The following is a 19,957-nucleotide window of genomic DNA, read 5'->3' on the forward strand; positions in this document are numbered from 1 at the left end:
ATCTTTACACTTGTGGTTCAAAGAAAGTTATAGCGCAACTCGAACAACGCACGCGATCGCTACATTTTGACTCTTTACCACCAGAGAATGTTGCATCTTTTTTATTTTTATGATGGTTAATTTGTACGTTCGTAACTCCTAATTATCAAACTCGTGTAAAGACACAATTTTGCATAATTTTTATATAACAGAGTGATATTTATGCATAAGTTACCTTTACCTAACACTATCTAAATATACAGGTAAATAAATAGTTTAAGCAGTTCTTCATAACTTCTAATTATGTCCAAGCACGAGTTTCAGCGTAATTTTGCCGTTATTATCGGGATTAACGATTATTCAAATGGTATACCGCCTTTAGAAACGGCTGTCCCTGATGCTCGCGAACTTGCTAGGATTCTAGAAGATTACAAATATAGGGTGCGGTTGCTTTTAAACCAAGATGCTTCTTTAGAAGGACTCGACAAACTACTTGCTGCTTTTCACGCACGGGAGATAGTGTTTCCTGAAGAAACGATCGCTCTCAATGAGAATGACAGAATTGTATTTTACTTTGCCGGACACGGTCTTGCTTTGGATGCATTGGAAAATAAAGAAGGTCCAGCTGGCTATCTTATACCAGCTCGAGCTCGATCCGGTAATATCAATACCTACCTGGAAATGCAGAAGTTACACGATGCTCTGCTTGCTCTCCCTTGCAGACATTTGTTAGTTATTCTCGATTGCTGCTTTGCGGGAGCGTTTCGTTGGTCAAGTCACAGAAATGCCATGCGTTTGCCAGTTGTCTACCAAGAACGTTACGATCGCTTCATTCAAGACCGAGCTTGGCAAGTCTTAGCATCTGCGGCTCAAGATCAGAAAGCTTTAGATTTTGTTACCTCTCGTGGAACGATAGAACATCACTCTCCTTTTGCAGCAGCACTGTTTCAAGCGTTACGAGGTGATGCCGATCTTTCTTTACCAGTTCAGGATGGTAGACCCACAGGCGATGGGGTCATTACAGCAACAGAACTCTACTTTTATCTGCGGGAGAAATTGGAGACAACAACTCAAAAACTCCACAGCCGCCAAACTCCTGGTTTATATCACTTAGCAAAACATGACAAAGGGGAATACATTTTTCTAGTTCCCGGTCAGAAATTGAACTTACCATCTGCTCCTAAATTAGATTTCAAAAATAATCCTTACCGAGGGCTAGAATCTTTTGATGAAGCTCACAGTGAGTTGTTTTTTGGCAGAAAGCAATTGACTCAACAATTGAGCCAGGTTGTTGGCGCTCGTCAATTAACGGTAGTATTGGGAGCCTCAGGATCTGGTAAATCCAGCCTTGTGAAAGCCGGATTATTTCCTCGTTTGCGTCAATCTACGACTCATTCGTGGCATATTCTCGACCCAATTCGCCCCGGTAGTCGCCCAATAACTGCACTTTCTCAAGTACAAAAACAGATTTCAACCACCAAAGATCGGCAATTGTCACTGCTTGCTGCTGTAAATACGTGGTGCAATACCAATCCTCAAAAGAAACTACTGCTTGTGCTCGACCAATTGGAAGAATTGGTCACTATGTGTCAGAACGATAAGGAGCGATCGCATTTTTTGAGAGAACTCGAACAAGCACTGACCCAACCGCAGTTTCACATTGTTATAACGCTGCGTTTGGACTTTGAACCACAATTTTTAACCTCTGCTTTTCCCGGACGTTGGATGGATGCTCGGTTCACGATCCCACTCATGACTCAAAACGAGCTTCGAGAAACGATCGAAAAACCAGCAGCAGAAAAAGTGCTTTATTTTGAACCCCCACAATTAGTAGAGCAATTTATTAATGAAGTTGTACAAATGCCAGGAGCACTTCCGCTCCTTTCTTTTACTCTGAGCGAACTTTATTTAAAATATTTGAACCGTCGGGGCGACAATCGAGCTTTGACAGAAGAAGATTATCAGGATTTGGGAGGAGTTGCAGGCTCCCTGACCCGTAGAGCTACCCAAGAGTATGAAAGTTTAGTAAAAATGGACTTAAATTACGACTACACCATTCGTAAGGTCATGTTGCGAATGGTGACTGTCGATGGCGGTGCTTTGGCTCGCAGACGGGTACCTTTGCGCGAATTTGAGTATCCCAATGCTGAAGATAACAAGCGAGTTGAGCAAATTATTCAACGTTTTACCGATGCTCGATTGATTGTCAGTGGAAAAGAAATCAATGGGGAGCCCTACATAGAACCAGCTCACGATGCTTTGGTATTGGGGTGGAATTTATTACAAAAGTGGAAAGACGACAAGCAACAAAATGAGAGTGTCGTGCTGCGCCAGCGTCTGACACTTGCTGCAAATGATTGGTACAACAGCGATCGCAGTGACCTTAAATCCAATTATCTGTGGAACGATGACCCCCGTATTGCTGTGTTAGAAAAAGTTCTGGAATACCCTCCTCAGAAAAACTGGCTGAATCAGCTAGAAACAGAATTTGTGAAAAAGAGCCTTCAAAAAAGACAAGATGAACTTAAGGAAACTAAGGAGAATTTGCGAATCTCACAAGAACGACAGCAAATTGCTCAGGCTCGCCTATTAGCAACTCAAGCACAATTAATACAAAAAGAGGATATTAGTTTACTGCATTTAAGTATTTTACTGGCTGTTGAGTCTATGAAACGCTTCAACAAGTTGGAAATGAGGTATCTTTTAGCAGATCAAACTCTACGCCAGGGATTGACTTTACTCCCACGTTCTATTGCTCGTATTAATAATCACAGCCAGCAGAACTATACTTGTTCAAATTCATTAGCCTTTTGTTCTGACGGCAAACATCTGGCGATCGCTAATGATGCCATAAGACTCTTAGAAATCAAGAGCGGTCAACAAGTCACCAGTTTGGAGTATGAAAAAGATTTAACAGTTGCTACCTTAAGCCCGGACGGCAACTATGCTGCTACTTGTTGTCAAGATGGAGTTGTCAAGATTTGGAAGTTAAAAGATCGACAATTAATTGCACAAATAGTTCGTGCTGAACCCGTACAACATATTATTTTTAGCCCCAAGAGCCAATATATAATTATTGTGAGCGGTGGTTTTAGAGGTGTATGGCAATTGACCGATTCATTAGAAGTCATACCTGTGGGATTACCATTGGTAAAATTACCAGCTTTTTGTAGCGGTCAAGCTCCGATCTGTTTCAGTCCAGATGGTAATTATTTAGCTGAATTTGTTGAAGAGAGTCCGGGTTCTGAAGAAGGCAGAAGACAGGTTTGGAAACTTTCTAGCAGGCGGCGAATTATCAACGAAACGGTGAATTTATCTTCACCATCTAGCTCTGAAGTTAATTTGGCTGTTCGCGAAAATATTGATGATATGGCATTTAGTTTGGACAGTCATTTTTTTGCTGCAACGGTGACTCTAACTGTAGTTAAAGTGTGGAGAATACCTAGTGGTAGAGAAGAGATGACCGTGGAGCACAATACATGGATTAATACTATTGCAGTGAACTTCAACGGTCAGTATATAGCGGTTGGAGACAGAAAAGGAGAAGCAATTGTTTGGGCAGTACCTTACGGTTATCAAGTCACACATATAAAAGACAACCCGACAACTTGGTTGGGTCGTGTTGTTTTTAGTCCCGATGGAAATTATTTGGCCACTATGGGTCAGGGATTTAACAAAATTGCTAGAGTGTATCACGTTTTTTGCGGTCAAGAAGTAGCACGCCTGCTCCACGAGAACTATGTTGTCAATATCGGCTTTAGTCCAGATGGTAAATATATCGCGACTCAGGAAGATAGCAATCCAGAAAAAGGGCATAGCGATACTGTACGTCTGTGGAAAATTGTTGATGATTTTGATGGCATAATTGCGATTGAGATTGATATGGAGAACTTTATAAATAGCATCACCATAAGTTCTCGCGGTAAATATTTGGGAATGACTTGCAGTCAGGTTCAAGGTTTACAAGTTTATGATATGGCTCGCTATCAAAAGGTAAGCTTTATCAGTCATGAAGGAGCGCATTATGCTACCTTCAGTACAGATGAAAAATTGGTAGCTACTGTTGGTGAGGATAAAACAGTAAGACTTTGGGAACTAGCAAGTGGTGAAGAATTGCTAGCAATGGAACACAACGCACATATTATTGCGATCGCCTTTAGTCAAGACGCAAAGTTATTAACGACATTAGTTCACTTAACAACTATATACAGAGACAATATTGAAGTTTTCATTTGTGACGTTATTGTTTGGGATATCACAACTTATCAACAAGTTTATAAATTGGAAAATAGTAAAGTTATCAGCATAAGCCCGGATGGAAAATATTTAGTCATTCTTCCTAAAAATTCAAAATTTCCCGATAAAACTTTGTCGATAGTAAAAGTTTTAGAAAGAGAAGAAGTGACACGTATAAAACTCGATAATGATGGCTTAAGCGAATTTATCCTAAGTACAGATGGAAAATATTTAGCTGGTTTTGGTGGATTTTATGGCTCTGACACATCCGTAGACAGTGATGGGTTTATACAAGTGTGGGACTTATCTGGTGAAGAAGTTTTACCTATTATAAAACTGGGTCGCTCCGTGACAAAAGTAGTTTTCAGCCCAGGGAGCCGCTTTTTAGCAGCAGCTGTTGGTGGTGATACTGTCAGAATCTGGGATTTGATAAGCAAACACGAAGTGTCACGTATTGAAGTTTACGGCGGTATAAATCATATTATTTTTAGCTGGGATAGCGAACACTTAGTGACTGTTAACTGTTTGAACAAAGTTCAGGTCTGGAATTTACAACCAGAAGTTTTGATTGAAGAGGTTTGCAGTCGCTTGACTTGCAATTTAGCTTTAGAAGAGTGGGACTTGTATTTGGGGAATGAACCTTATCAAAAAATTTGCCCCAATCTTCCATAAATTGAAAATAGTATTTAACTGTTGAACGCCCCGCCTTGTAAAACTAAAACGGAACAAGGGGCGTTGTGTAAGACATGACTGCTGACACTCCCAAATAAAACCTCGGTAATACCCCTGAAACCTCTCCGACCGAGTACAATCAGATCTGCCTTCCAGCTTTGCGCTAAATTACAAATTGATTTTCCCGGATCTCCCACTCGGCATACGGATTCTACAGTAACTCCTTGCTCCTGTGCCTTTTCCTTGTATGCTAGAAGCAGTTCTTCACCTTCTTGAGTTTTCTCTTTAATCTCACTAGGAAAAGTGAGTTTTGAGCCAAAATCCACACAGTTGAAGATCATCAAGCTAGCTGACTCTTTTTTAGCTAATTCTAAAGCTTCCTCAAATACCACCTGTGTTTCCGGTGCTGCATCAAGAGCCACCAAAATTTTTTTAAAACCCACAGACAACCTCCTGTGCGATCGCTGACCTTTATATCTGTCATTCTCCTACAAAAGCGCCTCTAACACGATTGTACGAAAAGGATGATATAGGAATGGAACAGCCGAGCGGCTATTTTTTCTTTAAAACGACCTCAAAATTGAAAGAAGCAATACAACGCTCGTTTACGTAAATTTCTATAGTATGTTTACCAGTCGGATCGCCGGGAGTTACAGTCCAAAAGTTTTCAATCACTCCTTTTTTTGCTTCCTGTATGCGTTTTGTAACTGCTTCTGTACCGTTTGTTGATAGTGAAAAGTCTTCTCCGCTATTTGTACTCCAGGTTTCTGGTGCTTTAGGTAATTTGATAACTTCACGCCATGTAACAACGCCTTGATAGTTTTTCAGATGAATTCGCCACCCGTATTTGTTACCTTCTTTTAGTATCACTTTATTTGTAGGTATAAAAGTTGCTTTATGACTGCTGACATCTCTTAAAACTCCAAATTCAGCTTTATTGACAGTAATAGATTTAACATTTGCTGTCTGCGAGTGTACTAGATCGCTAACTGTAAAAGAAGTGATGCTCCAGGGAATTAATCCGCAAGTTGCTAGTACAAAAACGTAAGACCAATGTTTTCTAAGCATGATTTTTTTGTGAGATCGTGCTAACTATTGATAAATAAAAATTTTCCTTTTTTTTGATAAAACGACAACACTTTATAGATATTTTATACAAATTGCTATGGGTCATCTGTTATTCTCCCTCATTCCCCTCATCCCCCTCATCCCCGGTCAATAATTACTTTCTTTCCTGCATACTTCTAACAATTTTGGTCACCATTTTTCTTGTGCTAAATCTTACACTTGCAGCTAATATCTTATTTTTTATTCCCGTCACAACAACAGTTTTCCCTTCCATTAAAGCAGCATAGCCAATTTTGGCTACAGTTTCTGAATCCATAATTTTCTGACCGTTCACTATCTTTGAATCTTCCATGACCGCTCTTTTCTGAAAACCAGATGCGGTTGGACCGGGACAAAGTGCTGTGACTGTAACACCAGTTCCCTCTAATTCGTTAGCGATCGCTTCAGAAAAAGATAAAACATAAGCTTTTGTTGCAAAATACACCGCCATTAAAGGACCTGGCTGAAATGCTGCTGTTGAAGCAACATTTAGGACTTTGCCATAACCTTGCTTAACCATATCTTTAAGAAAGAGCTTTGTTAAATGGGTGAGAGATACCACATTCACTTGCATCATTTGCAGTTCGCTATCGAGGTCAGTTTCATTAAACAAACCGTAGGTAGCAAATCCAGCGTTATTGACTAAAATATCTACAGTAATATTTTCTTGTTGTAATTCTTGAAAAATTTGGTCTGGAGAAGTGGGTTCCGACAAATCTTTAGTAATGACTTTTACTGCAATGCTGTGTTTTTGCTGTAAGTCTTGTGCAATTTGAGACAGCTTTTCGTCACTGCGTGCTATTAGCACGAGATTGTAACCTTCTTGAGCAAATAACTTCGCAAATTCATAACCTATTCCACTAGAAGCTCCAGTAATGAGTGCGGTTTGCTTCTGGTTATTTTGATTTTTTGTTTTCATAACTTTCCTGTTAAAGGGAACTCTATCTTTTGCCTTACAATTCTAAGCTATTGAGAATAGCAACATGGGCAATACTCAATTTTCAAGACTCATTTCATATTGGCACTTTGGCATCATTGAAAATTCTAGAATTAGTATTGTATAGATCAAGTGCAAGAGTGTCGAAAGACATCGTACCCCGGTAAAATACCGGGGATTTTTATAAAATTTCAGAAACTTTACAGTTTAATACAATAATTGATACAATTATTGTCCCTGAGGGAGAATTTAAAGTATTTCCCCTCCGGTTAGCCCTATGAAGAAATTAATTAGAGGTCTGCGCGAATTTAAAGCCAGCTACTATTGCAGATACCAAGAGCTGTTCAAGCAACTCAGTCACGGTCAAAAGCCCAGGGTATTATTTATTACCTGTTCTGATTCGCGTGTCGATCCAAACCTGATTACCCAAGCAGGGTTAGGTGAATTGTTTGTCATTCGCAATGCTGGTAATATTATTCCCCCATATGGTGCAACCAATGGTGGAGAAGGTGCGACCATTGAATACGCTGTTCAAGCACTAGATATTAAACAGATTATTGTCTGCGGTCATTCCCATTGCGGTGCAATGAAAGGGCTAATGAAGTTAGACAAGTTGCGTGAGGAAATGCCTCTCGTGCATGATTGGTTGAAGTATGCAGAAGCAACCCGACGCTTGGTAAAAGACCATTACAATCATTACGAAGGGGAAGAATTACTAGAAATTATCATCGCCGAAAATGTACTGACTCAAATTGAGAATTTACGGACATACCCAGTTATTCGTTCCAAGCTCTATCAAGGACAATTAAGTATTTATGCTTGGATTTATCAGATAGAGACAGGTGAAGTTTTGGCATACGATGCGGAAAATCACGCTTATGTCCTCCCTCAAGCTCAACTTCCTCCAACAGAGGTAGATGAGTCCATACTTCTTCCCCTTCCAGCTTGTGAGGTGTGCGAGCCTTCCTTTGAAACAGTGGCAAAAGAGGTTCCATCAATCCAGGAAATTGAGATAGGTCACCATCATCGGTTCCCAATGACTTCTCTTTCTCAAGAACAGCTAGAGCGAATTTATCGAGGCTCAAAGTCGTGAAGAAGGCAGATGGCAGATGGCAGATGGCAGAAGGGATGCAATATGGTAGCGGCTTCAACCCACTACGCGGCTTCCGCTCAACGGGGGGAACCCAGAGCAGTTGCTCCTCTTGGGTAAAGACCACAGGTGCTATCTCCTGCACGGACGCTGCGCGAACAACCGGGGGAACCCCGGCAACGCACTGTCTCCCCAAGACCGCACTGCTCTCCGCACGCAGCTGGCTCACCAATTGCTAGCCACGCCTCTCGGAGATTATGGTGGAGGGAGCGTTACCCATTCTCTCGTTCCCAACCTCTAGCTGGGAACGAGGTCACTCAGAGGTTGTCTGGTCTATCCTTCACCAACAACACTGGGGAAGTTGTCAGGCTCTTCTGCTTGACGATTACAACAATTTCAACTGAGTATCTTTATTGTTGCTTAAGGCAAAGTCTTGCTCTTGAGTCAGTGATTCGGGTGTCACTTCTACATCATTTGCTAACAAATTGTGTGCTGCATCTAACATAAGTTCTGCTATATCTTTGAGATCGTTACGGTTGTCCAGGTACGTTTTTAACGCATCTATTGGGTCAATACTGTTACTTGCACTTAACTCTGGAATACGGGGACGAGCCAATTGACTGATCAACTCTGGCTGGATGCTGTAGGTATGAGATGCACTGAGAGCGCGGTGCAGTTCAGAAGTATCAATTAAATCTAGTTGTTCGGAACGCAGTTTGTAAATCAGTCGTACAACAGCATCCTGGATGTTATGTTTTGCGATCGCTTTCACAATGGCTGCTTGCGGATCTTCTATCTTGGAGACATCAATTTCAATAGTCTGAAAAGTTCGTGCGCTTAGAGGGCAAAATTCCCACTCAGTATCACCTCGCTCGATCTCCAACATCACATAACCTTTTTCTTCCTTTTCTTCACTAAAATCTACTCTTTCGATGCTTCCTGGATAAACAACAGGGGGATCGTTAGATTTATTAAGATTTTGATGGCGGTGTACGTGACCCAAGGCGACATAATCAAAGCAAGGTCGTGCTAGTAAAGAGACAGGAAGTGTAAAGCCTTTTCCTACTGCTAAATAGCGTTCTGCTCCCAAAGATGCATTATCCGCCATTAAATGACCCAACAGAATACTTGGTACATTGGGGTCGAGGCGGCGAATTTCTGCTTCTAGTACGACCTCAAGACGTTCGATCAGCAGGTGGTTAATTTCTACTAAAGATAAACCTTCAGTCTCTTGACGAGTCATTAAAGTTGAGCGAGTCAGCCAAGGAAGGGTCAGAATTTGTATTAATCCATTACGAGTTGTGATGCGATGGGTTGTTAAGCGATCGCCTACAACAACTCCCGGTACACCTAAAGTACGATAGATACAAAGACTAGCGCCCCCGAGTCCTTGAGAATGTTGGTCGTGATTTCCTACAAGTAAAACTGTAGGGATCTTCGCATCCGCAAGGCGACGAAACTGAGAAGCAAATGCTTCTTGTACGTATGGAGCGGGAGTTGCGTCAGGAAAAGCATCACCTCCAAAAATGACTAAATCAACGGGTTCTGACAATGCTCTGTTAATGCATTGGGACAGAGAGTTGACAAAATCCTCCAATCGCGTGTTCAATCCGGTTTCGGGATTAATTTTTCCGTGGGAAAAGCCACTTCCCATATGGATATCGGAGAGATGAAGAATTTTTATCATAATGGGTTATTTGTCAAATTAACTTTCATTGTACTGACTTTACTTATGTAAAGTATTAAAAATTCAAAATCAAAAAAATGGTTGGTTATCAACAAATTGTTCATTGCAAACTTCTTATTTAAGAATTATATATAAGTAAGAAGCAGTCATTGCTTTCTGATTTGTCACTTTTAGGCAGGTATAATGAAAACATCTCACCGCCAACCAAGAAAGGCTTTCTTCCCTATCTTCTAACCCAAGACTATTGAAAGTACTCATATAGCAATCCTATTGAATTGATGAAATACATATATGGTGGTTAATACTCGCCAATTAAGGCTTTTAGTTAGCCATGCCGCACCGACAGGGCTTAAAGTTTTTCACGAATGATTTAGGACGGCTATAAACAAGTTTTAGTTTGAATTTTTTTAACTAAAACCATTGAAAAAGTACTTAAACATACATAAATTCTCCGGAACTGCAAATAACATTGGGTATACAAGTAGATAGACGCAAAGTCTCATGCCCATTTTCATCCGTCCTGTTGTACGTTCATGACCGCTACTTAAGAGTTTGCCTTTCATTAACAGATGTATGCATTTGTAGATTAGTTGAGAAATTTCCTTATCTGTAATTTTTTTTGTATCTTTGGCAACAAAGTTTTTAGAAAAAATTATCCCCATCGGGTGAGGTTATACTTGACATATTTCTGCGATTATGCATTCAATAGCTAAAGAAACTAAGGAGTTTGCTATGTACAAACAAATGTGCTGGTTATCACAGTCTGGCGAAAGCGGGGAAAAGGTTCTGCATTTGCAGACTGCACCCAATCAGCCTTGGCGTCCTTACACCGCATTTCCACAATTTTCTGTCCCCGATTATCAAATACCAGGAGGTTCTAAAGGTTGGGCAACTTATCAAAAATTGTTAAAAGCAGGTTGGACATTAGTACCTAGCGCACGCGCTAATGAATTTAGCTCCAAATCTATTGAAGTTAAAAGTTAGAATTTTTTACTTTATTTAATAGCCTTTTGCGGAACCTTCTCCGCGCGGATCGGCTGCGCCTTCTAAAGTTCCATCAGGTGCAACTAAAATTGTGTTGATATTTCCCCAAGGCGCAGTCTGCTGAATCTTATGTCCCCGTCTTTGCAATTCTGTGATGGTAAGAGCATCTAAACCCAAAGGTTCTACTCTCAATCGATCTGGCAACCACTGATGATGTATGCGTGGTGCAGCTACAGCAGAACCTGCATCCATGTTGTATTCCAGTACATTAAGAATAACTTGCAATACTTGAGTAATAATGGTGCTACCACCAGGCGCACCGACTGCCATCCGAAGGCGACCGTTTTCGGTAACGATAGTGGGGGTCATACTGGATAAAGGAATTTTTCTCGGTGCGATCGCGTTGGCTTCATTACCAACAAGTCCAAAAGCATTGGGAACTCCAGGTGCAGCAGCGAAATCATCCATTTCATCATTTAGCAAAATACCCGTTTTAGGCACTACAACTCCAGAACCAAAACCATAGTTAACCGTGAAGGTTAGGCTAACTGTATTGCGTTGTTCATCTACAACCGTCAAATGAGTTGTTTCCGGGGACTCGTAGAATTTTGGATTTAGGATTTTAGATTGTGGCTTTGTGTTGACAATTGTAGGTCTTGAAGATTGATTGACTTGTTGTAACGTTTGAAAGTCTGCAGGTTTTACTTCCGTAGACGGTTTAGCTCGTTGCATATCTATTTCTTGGCGGCGTTTTCTAGCATAAGCATTGCCAATTAGTTCTGCTACAGGAACTTTTACAAAATCTGGATCGCCTAAATGTAAAGAACGATCTGCATAAGCTATTTTCATCGCCTCTACCATTAAATGTAATGCATTTGGGTGATGCCATCCTAAGGATTTCAAATCCGTATCACTAAGAATATTTAAAATCTCTAATAAATGAACGCCTCCTGAAGAAGGTGGTGGCATTGAACACACTCTAGCGTTGCGGAAATTACCACAGATAGGAGTACGCCAAGTTGTTCTATAAGATTTCAAGTCTTCTAAAGTTATAAGACCCCCGTTTTTTGCCATGTCAGCAGCAATGGTGCGGGCAATATTCCCGGTGTAAAAGCTTTGGGGATTTTTCGCAATTTCTTCTAAAGTTTTGCTTAAATCTTGCTGTACTAGCTTTTCACCTGGTTGATAAAATTCTCCATTGCGAGTGAAAATAGCTCGTGCTGCCCGATTGTTGAGAATAATTTGTTTGCGGTCTTCATACACTTTCAAAGAACGCCAAGTCACCCGATCGCTGAGAACAAATCCATCTTTTGCAAGAGCGATCGCGGGTTTTAACACCTCTTGCCAAGGGAGTTTACCATAGCGGCGATGAACTTCATACATTCCTGCCACAGTTCCCGGTGTTGCAACAGCCAGGTACCCGTCAATACTGACATTGGGACGTACTTTGCCTTCTGCATCCAAGTACATAGTTTTAGTGGCTTTGATAGGCGCACGTTCCCGAAAATCTAAAGCTTTAATTTCACCAGTCTTTGACTCGCGTAATAGTAAAAAACCGCCACCCCCAATTCCAGCAGAGAAAGGTTCTACGACAGAAATCACAAAAGTAGTAGCAACTGCTGCATCAACTGCATTTCCACCCTTACGTAACATATTCACTCCCGCTTCACTCGCCAAAGGATGAGCAGAAACGACCATTGCCTTTTTTGTTCGTAGCGGTGGAATAACTGTAGCAAGTCCTGTTTGAGCGTAAAATATAGTACTCAGTGAAAAAGCAACACATGCGACTCGGTTGCCTTGATGAAAAATAGGGTTTGTCATAATGGGAGTTTAAGCTAAAAGTCAGCGATCGCATATAATAGTTCAGTGTCAGCGCACCGGCAGGTAGTCAATCAATTGTTACGTGTCTTATCTCCCTCCCCGCCTCTGCGTTCTCTACGTCCAGAAATGTTTTTCCTTGGTAATCCCAAAATTAACGTGACTACCCAAGAGGAAAAAATTAATACTTTATTATTTCAGTGCAAGCGTACTGAAAGTTTTCATACCTTAGATAGATTTAGATAATATATCTAAATCGGGGTGTTTTAAATTAGTTATAGTCTAAACGAACCTCTCGTTGACCAAAGGTAAGGTGGTACAAGCCTTAAAAACCATATAAGGAAACAACGAGAAATTACCTCATTACTTACAGGGCTTACAAAACCTCATCTGGATTTTGGGGATTTTACGTGTTGCAGCTTTCTCCAACCCCCCTTAAACAAGCAGGCTATTGGGTAAGTCCTAACTTAAATCCCTACTCTCAAGTACGAGGATTCACGGATCGCTGGTCACTGTAAGGTTAATAAATAGCTCAGTCATATGGTTGCGGAACAGTTAACAACTAAAGAAAACGATAATTTAGATTTAAGACAGCTATTGAAAATACTCTCAGCTGTGAAAAAAGGGGACTTTTCTGCTCGTATGCCCATAGATCGGACGGGTATAGCAGGGAAAATAGCTGACGCTCTCAATGAGGTGATCGAACAAAACGAGCGGTTAACAGAAGAACTACAACGCATTAGTAATATTGTTGGTAAAGAAGGTAAAATTACCGAGCGAGCGACTCTTGGGAATGTACGGGGTTCCTGGTCAGCTTGTGTTGATTCTGTCAACACTCTCATCACGGATTTAGTTCAGCCAACGGCAGAAACAGCACGCGTGATCCGGGCTGTAGCGAATGGTGACTTATCCCAAACGATTGCACCAGAAATTGAAGGTAGACCCCTCAAAGGAGAGTTTTTACAAACCGCTCAAATGGTTAATACCATGGTGGGGCAGTTAAACTCTTTTGCTTCTGAGGTAACGCGGGTAGCCCGTGAGGTCGGTACTGAAGGGAAATTGGGGGTACAAGCAGAAGTTCCGGGGGTGGCTGGAACTTGGAAGGACTTAACCGATAGTGTGAATTTAATGGCAGGTAATTTGACTGCCCAAGTCCGTAATATTGCTGAAGTGACGACAGCAGTGGCAAATGGTGACCTGTCTAAGAAAATTACTGTTGATGTCAAAGGAGAAATTTTAGAACTCAAGAACACCATCAATACGATGGTAGACCAACTTAATTCCTTTGCTTCTGAGGTGACGCGAGTCGCACGAGAGGTGGGTATTGAAGGAAAACTCGGTGTTCTTGCAGAAGTCAAAGGTGTTGCGGGGACTTGGAAAGATTTAACAGAGTCGGTCAATATGATGGCGGGGAACTTAACCGCCCAAGTACGTAATATTGCGGAAGTGACAACGGCGGTAGCAAACGGTGACCTGTCTAAGAAAATCACTGTTAACGTGAAAGGGGAAATTTTAGAGTTGAAGAACACGGTCAACATCATGGTGGACCAACTCAACTCTTTTGCGTCGGAGGTAACCAGGGTTGCAAGGGAAGTCGGTGCTGAAGGAAAATTAGGAGGGCAAGCTCAAGTCCCTGGGGTTGCAGGGACATGGAAGGACTTGACCGACAGCGTGAATTTCATGGCAGGAAGTTTAACCGCCCAGGTACGTAATATTGCGGAAGTGACAACGGCGGTGGCAAATGGTGACTTGTCGAAGAAAATTACTGTGGATGTGAAAGGCGAAATTTTAGAACTGAAGAACACCATCAACACGATGGTGGATCAGTTAAATTCCTTTGCATCGGAGGTCACCAGGGTTGCGCGAGAAGTTGGTACGGAAGGGAAACTGGGGGTACAAGCAGAAGTCCAAGGGGTTGCGGGAACTTGGAAGGATTTGACGGATAGCGTCAACATGATGGCTGGAAATTTAACGGGGCAAGTCCGTAATATCGCGGAGGTGGCAACTGCGATCGCAAACGGGGACTTGTCGAAGAAAATTACTGTAGATGTTAAAGGGGAGATTTTTGAACTGAAAAACACCATCAACATTATGGTGGATCAGTTAAGTTCCTTTGCATCGGAGGTCACCAGGGTGGCTCGTGAAGTGGGTTCGGAAGGCAAACTCGGCGTACAAGCAGATGTGAGGGGTGTTGCGGGAACCTGGAAGGACTTGACCGACAGCGTCAACTTCATGGCGGGAAGCTTAACAGCCCAAGTGCGGAACATTGCAGAAGTGACAACAGCAGTGGCAAACGGCGACCTTTCTAAGAAAATCACTGTGGATGTCAGAGGGGAAATTCTAGAGTTGAAGAATACCATCAACACAATGGTGGATCAACTCAACTCCTTTGCAGGTGAAGTCACGAGGGTCGCCCGTGAGGTGGGTGCTGAAGGAAAATTGGGCGTACAAGCTGAGGTAAAGGGCGTTGCGGGAACTTGGAAAGATTTGACCGACAGCGTCAACTTTATGGCAGGTAATTTGACAGCCCAAGTCCGTAACATTGCGGAAGTGACAACGGCAGTGGCAAACGGCGACCTGTCGAAGAAAATCACTGTGGATGTAAAAGGGGAAATTTTGGAGTTGAAGAACACCATTAACATCATGGTGGATCAACTCAGTTCCTTTGCATCGGAGGTAACAAGGGTTGCACGAGAGGTGGGTACCGAAGGTAAACTCGGCGTACAAGCGGAAGTAAAAGGAGTTGCAGGCACTTGGAAAGACCTCACGGGTGCGGTGAACATGATGGCAGGAAACCTCACCGACCAAGTGCGAAATATTGCAGAAGTGGCAACCGCGATCGCAAACGGCGACCTTTCTAAGAAAATTACAGTACAGGTCAAAGGCGAGATATTGGAACTCAAGAACACCATGAACATCATGGTGGATCAGTTAAATTCCTTTGCATCTGAGGTCACCAGGGTGGCGCGAGAAGTCGGTTCTGAAGGGAAGTTGGGCGTACAAGCAGATGTGAGGGGAGTCGCCGGAACCTGGAAGGACTTGACCGACAGCGTCAACTTTATGGCAGGAAGCTTAACAGCCCAAGTCCGGAACATCGCCGCCGTGACGACAGCCGTAGCAAACGGGGACTTATCTAAGAAAATTACCGTTGATGTCAAAGGTGAGATATTAGAACTCAAGAACACCATCAACACAATGGTGGATCAGTTAAACTCCTTTGCATCTGAGGTCACCAGGGTGGCGCGAGAGGTCGGTACGGAAGGGAAACTCGGCGTGCAAGCCCAAGTACCGGGAGTTGCAGGAACCTGGAAGGATTTGACCGATTCAGTAAACTCAATGGCTGGAAGTTTAACTTCCCAAGTGAGAAACATTGCGGAAGTCACAACAGCAGTGGCAAACGGGGACTTATCTAAGAAAATTACCGTTGATGTCAAAGGTGAAATTTTAGAACTCAAGAACACCATCAACACAATGGTGGATCAGTTAAACTCCTTTGCATCTGAGGTCACCAGGGTGGCGCGAGAGGTCGGTACGGAAGGGAAACTCGGCGTGCAAGCTTACGTGAAAGGCGTTGCGGGAACGTGGAAAGACTTAACCGACAATGTGAACTTGATGGCGGGTAACCTGACAGCCCAGGTAAGAAACATTGCGGAAGTCACCAAAGCAGTGGCAAATGGGGACTTATCGAAGAAAATTACCGTTGATGTGAGAGGTGAAATTCTCGATTTGAAGAACACCATCAACACAATGGTTGACCAGTTGAGTTCCTTTGCGTCTGAGGTCACTAGGGTAGCTCGTGAAGTGGGTACGGAAGGGAAACTCGGAGGTCAAGCACAAGTCACGGGTGTTGCGGGAACTTGGAAAGACTTGACCGATAATGTGAACTCAATGGCGGGGAACTTAACAGCACAAGTGCGAGGGATTGCTCGAGTTGTGACAGCCGTTGCGAACGGTGACTTGAAGCGCAAACTGATGTTAGATGCTAAGGGGGAAATTGAAACCCTAGCAGAAACCATCAACGAGATGATTGACACCCTAGCCACCTTTGCCAATCAGGTGACGACCGTAGCCCGTGAGGTGGGGATTGAAGGAAAATTGGGAGGTCAAGCGAAAGTCCCCGGTGCGGCTGGTACGTGGAAAGATTTGACAGATAACGTCAATGAACTGGCTGCAACTCTAACAACTCAGTTAAGAGCGATCGCAGAAGTCGCAACCGCAGTTACAAAAGGTGACTTAACACGTTCGATTTCTGTAGAAGCATTGGGTGAAGTCGCCATCTTGAAGGACAACATCAACCAGATGATTGCTAACCTGCGAGAAACAACCCAGAAGAACACCGAACAAGACTGGTTGAAGACAAACCTTGCCAAGTTCACCCGCATGCTACAGGGTCAGCGCGACTTAGAGACGGTTTCCAAGTTAATTCTCTCAGAGCTGGCACCACTGGTGGGAGCATCTCACGGCGTCTTCTATATTATGGAAAGTTTGGAAGACAATCCATTCTTAAAGCTATTAAGCAGTTATGCTTACAGAGAACGCAAGCACCTTGCCAACCGCTTCCTCCTGGGTGAAGGCTTGGTAGGACAGTGCGCTTTGGAAAAAGAACGCATTCTGCTGACAGAAATACCCTTCGACTATATTAAGATTGGTTCCGGGTTGGGAGAAGCAGCGCCGCTCAATGTTGTGGTTTTACCGGTTCTCTTTGAAGGACAAGTCACAGCCGTGATCGAACTCGCATCATTCCGACGCTTTAGTGAAATTCACCTGACTTTCTTTGACCAACTGACCGAAAGTATTGCAATTGTATTAAATACCATTGCAGCTAGTATGCGGACAGAAGAATTACTCAAGCAATCGCAGTCCCTAGCACAGGAGCTACAAGCACAGCAAAACGAACTCAGGGAAACAAACAAGCGATTGGAACAACAAGCCCTCACTCTAAAAGCTTCCGAAGAATTGCTGAAGAAACAGCAAGAAGAGTTACAACAAACCAATGCCGAACTCGAAGAAAAAGCAGAGCTGCTAGCGTTGCAGAACAAAGAAGTTGAACGGAAAAATCAAGAAATTGAATACGCACGGCGTTCTTTGGAAGAAAAAGCAGAACAACTCGCCCTTTCCTCAAAATATAAGTCCGAGTTTTTGGCAAATATGTCCCATGAATTGCGGACGCCACTCAATAGCTTGTTAATTTTGGCGAAGCTTTTATCAGATAATGTTGGGGGCAATTTAACTGATAAACAAGTCGAATACAGCCGGACAATTTTCTCCTCTGGAAATGACTTGTTAGCGTTAATCAATGACATTCTCGATTTGGCAAAAATTGAATCCGGGACTATGTCAATTGATATAGACCAAATGTTGTTTACAGAATTGCACCAACATATTGAGCGTACCTTCAGACAAATTGCTGCTGATAAAAATCTCAGTTTTTACATCGAACTGGCTGCTGACCTTCCCAGAAGCATTCATACAGACGCCAAGCGCTTGCAGCAAGTGTTAAAAAACCTACTAGCCAATGCGTTCAAGTTTACCGAACGTGGAGAAATACGCTTGCGGATGTTTGTCGCAACTCAAGGATGGACTCACGATCACGAAACTTTAAATCGCGCCCAGACTGTTATAGGCTTTGCTGTTAGCGATACGGGTATTGGCATTGCTAATGAGAAGCAAAAGATTATTTTTGAGGCATTTCAACAAGCTGATGGAACTACCAGCCGTAAATACGGTGGTACGGGATTGGGCTTGTCAATTAGCCGAGAAATTACCCGTTTGTTGGGTGGGGAAATTAAACTGGTGAGCCGCTTGGGTGAGGGAAGTACCTTTACCCTGTACTTACCCCAAGCGAGAGGATACGAGGATACGTTAATACGGCGACATGGAGAAACGATTTCTTTACCGTCTCTCCCTGGAACGAGCGGTCGCTCTCATTCCTCAGCCCAGAGCGATTCATCCCAAAATTCCCCAACCCCATCTCCGACAGTCCAACCCTCATCTCCTACAACCGCACAGCCACTATCTGCCAATTCTTCTGCCCCTTGGGAACTTCCACACATCCCCACTCCTACGTCTACTTTGTCCTCCAGTCTCAACTCTCATTCATTTCCACCCGCCAATTCTCCAATTGCCAATGCCCTAATTGACGACCGGGGCAATATTGAAGAGGGCGATCGCTTACTGCTGATTATTGAAGATGACTTGAATTTTGGGCGGATTCTGTTAGACTTGGCACGGCAACAAGGATTTAAGTGTATCGTGGCTTCCAACGGTAGTACGGGATTGTCTTTAGCACAGCAATTTCAGCCTGCTGCTATCATTTTGGATATCCGCTTACCGGGAATGGATGGTTGGACGGTACTCGATCGCTTAAAGCATGACCTCAAAACCCGTCATATTCCCGTACATATAATGACGGTCGAGGAAGGACGGCAACGCGGTTTGCAATTAGGTGCAATTGCTTACTTACAAAAGCCCGTCAGCAGCGAAGCGTTGCATCGTGCATTAAACAAGATAAAAGGTTTCGTCGAACGTCGAGTTAAGAGTTTGTTGGTAGTAGAAGATGATGATACTCAACGCCATAGTATTGTAGAATTGATTGGTAACAGTGATGTTGCTACAACTGCTGTTAAAACAGGCACTCAAGCCTTAGAGGCTGTACGCAACAAAAATTTTGATTGCCTTGTTCTCGATTTGGGCTTACCCGATATGACTGGGTTTGAACTCATCGAAAAAATCAAGCAACACCCCAATGGAGAAGCGCTCCCAATTATTGTTTATACAGCAAGAGAATTAACTCGGGCGGAGGAAACTCAGCTTCGGCGTTTGGCAGAGACAATTATTGTCAAAGATGTACGTTCTCCAGAACGTCTTTTGGATGAAACTGCTTTGTTCTTGCATAGAGTTCAAGCTGAATTGCCAGCACCAACGCAACAAATACTGGAAAAATTGCAAAGTTCCGATCCCGTACTTGTTACTAAAAAAGTTCTGATTATAGATGACGATGTACGCAACATTTTTGCTCTTACCAGTATGTTAGAACGCTATCAAATGCAGGTTCTTTATGCTGAAAATGGTAAAGATGGCATCGATCTTTTACAGAGGACACCAGATATTGATGTCGTGTTAATGGATGTCATGATGCCTGGAATGGATGGTTACGAAACAACTCGCTTGATTCGCCAAGACAGTAAATTTAAATCTTTACCCATTGTGGCACTCACTGCTAAAGCAATGCAGGGTGACAGAGAAAAATGCATTGAAGCTGGCGCATCAGATTACATCACCAAACCAGTCGATACCGAGCAATTGCTCTCACTCCTGCGCGTATGGTTGTATCGGTAACAGTGACTCGTTCTTCTCCTTCCCATGCTCTGCATGGGAATGCCTTATTAAGAAGCTCCGCCTCTGTACTATAGTCAAGATAGTCGTGTTGGAAGGGTTGGGTTGGCAT

At 42.9% G+C, this 19,957-nt stretch carries 9 protein-coding genes; 4 read left to right on the forward strand and 5 right to left on the reverse strand.

What is annotated here, in order from left to right:
- Positions 1-282: 282 nt before the first annotated feature.
- Positions 283-4,887 (forward strand): nSTAND1 domain-containing NTPase, encoded by a 4,605-nt coding sequence (locus tag HC643_RS20920; RefSeq protein WP_050045336.1) that lies wholly within the window; start codon positions 283-285, stop codon positions 4,885-4,887.
- A 14-nt stretch (positions 4,888-4,901) separates the two neighbouring features.
- On the opposite strand, the gene HC643_RS20925 is transcribed toward HC643_RS20920, so the two are convergent.
- The 3 genes from HC643_RS20925 to HC643_RS20935 form a co-directional block, all read right to left on the reverse strand.
- The gene (locus tag HC643_RS20925) at positions 4,902-5,330 is read right to left on the reverse strand and encodes a universal stress protein (protein ID WP_050045335.1); all 429 of its coding nucleotides are present in this window, start codon (positions 5,328-5,330) and stop codon (positions 4,902-4,904) included.
- A gap of 109 nt (positions 5,331-5,439) precedes the next feature.
- Positions 5,440-5,955 (reverse strand): hypothetical protein, encoded by a 516-nt coding sequence (locus HC643_RS20930; protein WP_038078155.1) that lies wholly within the window; start codon positions 5,953-5,955, stop codon positions 5,440-5,442.
- Between the two features lie 154 nt (positions 5,956-6,109).
- The gene (locus HC643_RS20935) at positions 6,110-6,913 is read right to left on the reverse strand and encodes an SDR family NAD(P)-dependent oxidoreductase (protein ID WP_038078153.1); all 804 of its coding nucleotides are present in this window, start codon (positions 6,911-6,913) and stop codon (positions 6,110-6,112) included.
- Between the two features lie 295 nt (positions 6,914-7,208).
- Here HC643_RS20935 and HC643_RS20940 point away from each other — a divergent pair, with 295 nt between their 5' ends.
- On the forward strand, positions 7,209-8,024 hold the full coding sequence (locus HC643_RS20940; protein ID WP_038078151.1) for a carbonic anhydrase: 816 nt from the start codon (positions 7,209-7,211) through the stop codon (positions 8,022-8,024).
- Positions 8,025-8,406: 382 nt separating this feature from the next.
- Here HC643_RS20940 and sbcD read toward each other — a convergent pair whose 3' ends face one another.
- Entirely contained in the window at positions 8,407-9,708 is a 1,302-nt protein-coding gene (sbcD, locus tag HC643_RS20945) for an exonuclease subunit SbcD (RefSeq protein ID WP_050045334.1), read from the reverse strand.
- A 732-nt stretch (positions 9,709-10,440) separates the two neighbouring features.
- Here sbcD and HC643_RS20950 point away from each other — a divergent pair.
- A complete protein-coding gene (locus HC643_RS20950; protein WP_038078144.1) occupies positions 10,441-10,692 on the forward strand; it encodes a hypothetical protein in 252 nt (83 codons plus the stop codon).
- Positions 10,693-10,707: 15 nt separating this feature from the next.
- On the opposite strand, the gene ggt is transcribed toward HC643_RS20950, so the two are convergent.
- On the reverse strand, positions 10,708-12,513 hold the full coding sequence (gene ggt, locus HC643_RS20955; protein ID WP_038078136.1) for a gamma-glutamyltransferase: 1,806 nt from the start codon (positions 12,511-12,513) through the stop codon (positions 10,708-10,710).
- A gap of 537 nt (positions 12,514-13,050) precedes the next feature.
- On the opposite strand from ggt, the gene HC643_RS20960 reads away from it, so the two are divergent.
- Positions 13,051-19,848 (forward strand): HAMP domain-containing protein, encoded by a 6,798-nt coding sequence (locus tag HC643_RS20960; RefSeq protein WP_038078135.1) that lies wholly within the window; start codon positions 13,051-13,053, stop codon positions 19,846-19,848.
- The last annotated feature ends 109 nt before the right edge of the window (positions 19,849-19,957 follow it).

Source organism: Tolypothrix bouteillei VB521301, from assembly GCF_000760695.4.
Classification (GTDB): Bacteria; Cyanobacteriota; Cyanobacteriia; order Cyanobacteriales; family Nostocaceae; genus Scytonema; species Scytonema bouteillei_A.

Coding starts and splice junctions, on each gene's coding strand:
- sbcD (WP_050045334.1), bottom strand. CDS start 9,708: ATGATAAAAATTCTTCATCTCTCCGATATCCATATGGGAAGTGGCTTT.
- HC643_RS20940 (WP_038078151.1), top strand. CDS start 7,209: ATGAAGAAATTAATTAGAGGTCTGCGCGAATTTAAAGCCAGCTACTAT.
- ggt (WP_038078136.1), bottom strand. CDS start 12,513: ATGACAAACCCTATTTTTCATCAAGGCAACCGAGTCGCATGTGTTGCT.
- HC643_RS20950 (WP_038078144.1), top strand. CDS start 10,441: ATGTACAAACAAATGTGCTGGTTATCACAGTCTGGCGAAAGCGGGGAA.
- HC643_RS20935 (WP_038078153.1), bottom strand. CDS start 6,913: ATGAAAACAAAAAATCAAAATAACCAGAAGCAAACCGCACTCATTACT.
- HC643_RS20920 (WP_050045336.1), top strand. CDS start 283: ATGTCCAAGCACGAGTTTCAGCGTAATTTTGCCGTTATTATCGGGATT.
- HC643_RS20930 (WP_038078155.1), bottom strand. CDS start 5,955: ATGCTTAGAAAACATTGGTCTTACGTTTTTGTACTAGCAACTTGCGGA.
- HC643_RS20960 (WP_038078135.1), top strand. CDS start 13,051: ATGGTTGCGGAACAGTTAACAACTAAAGAAAACGATAATTTAGATTTA.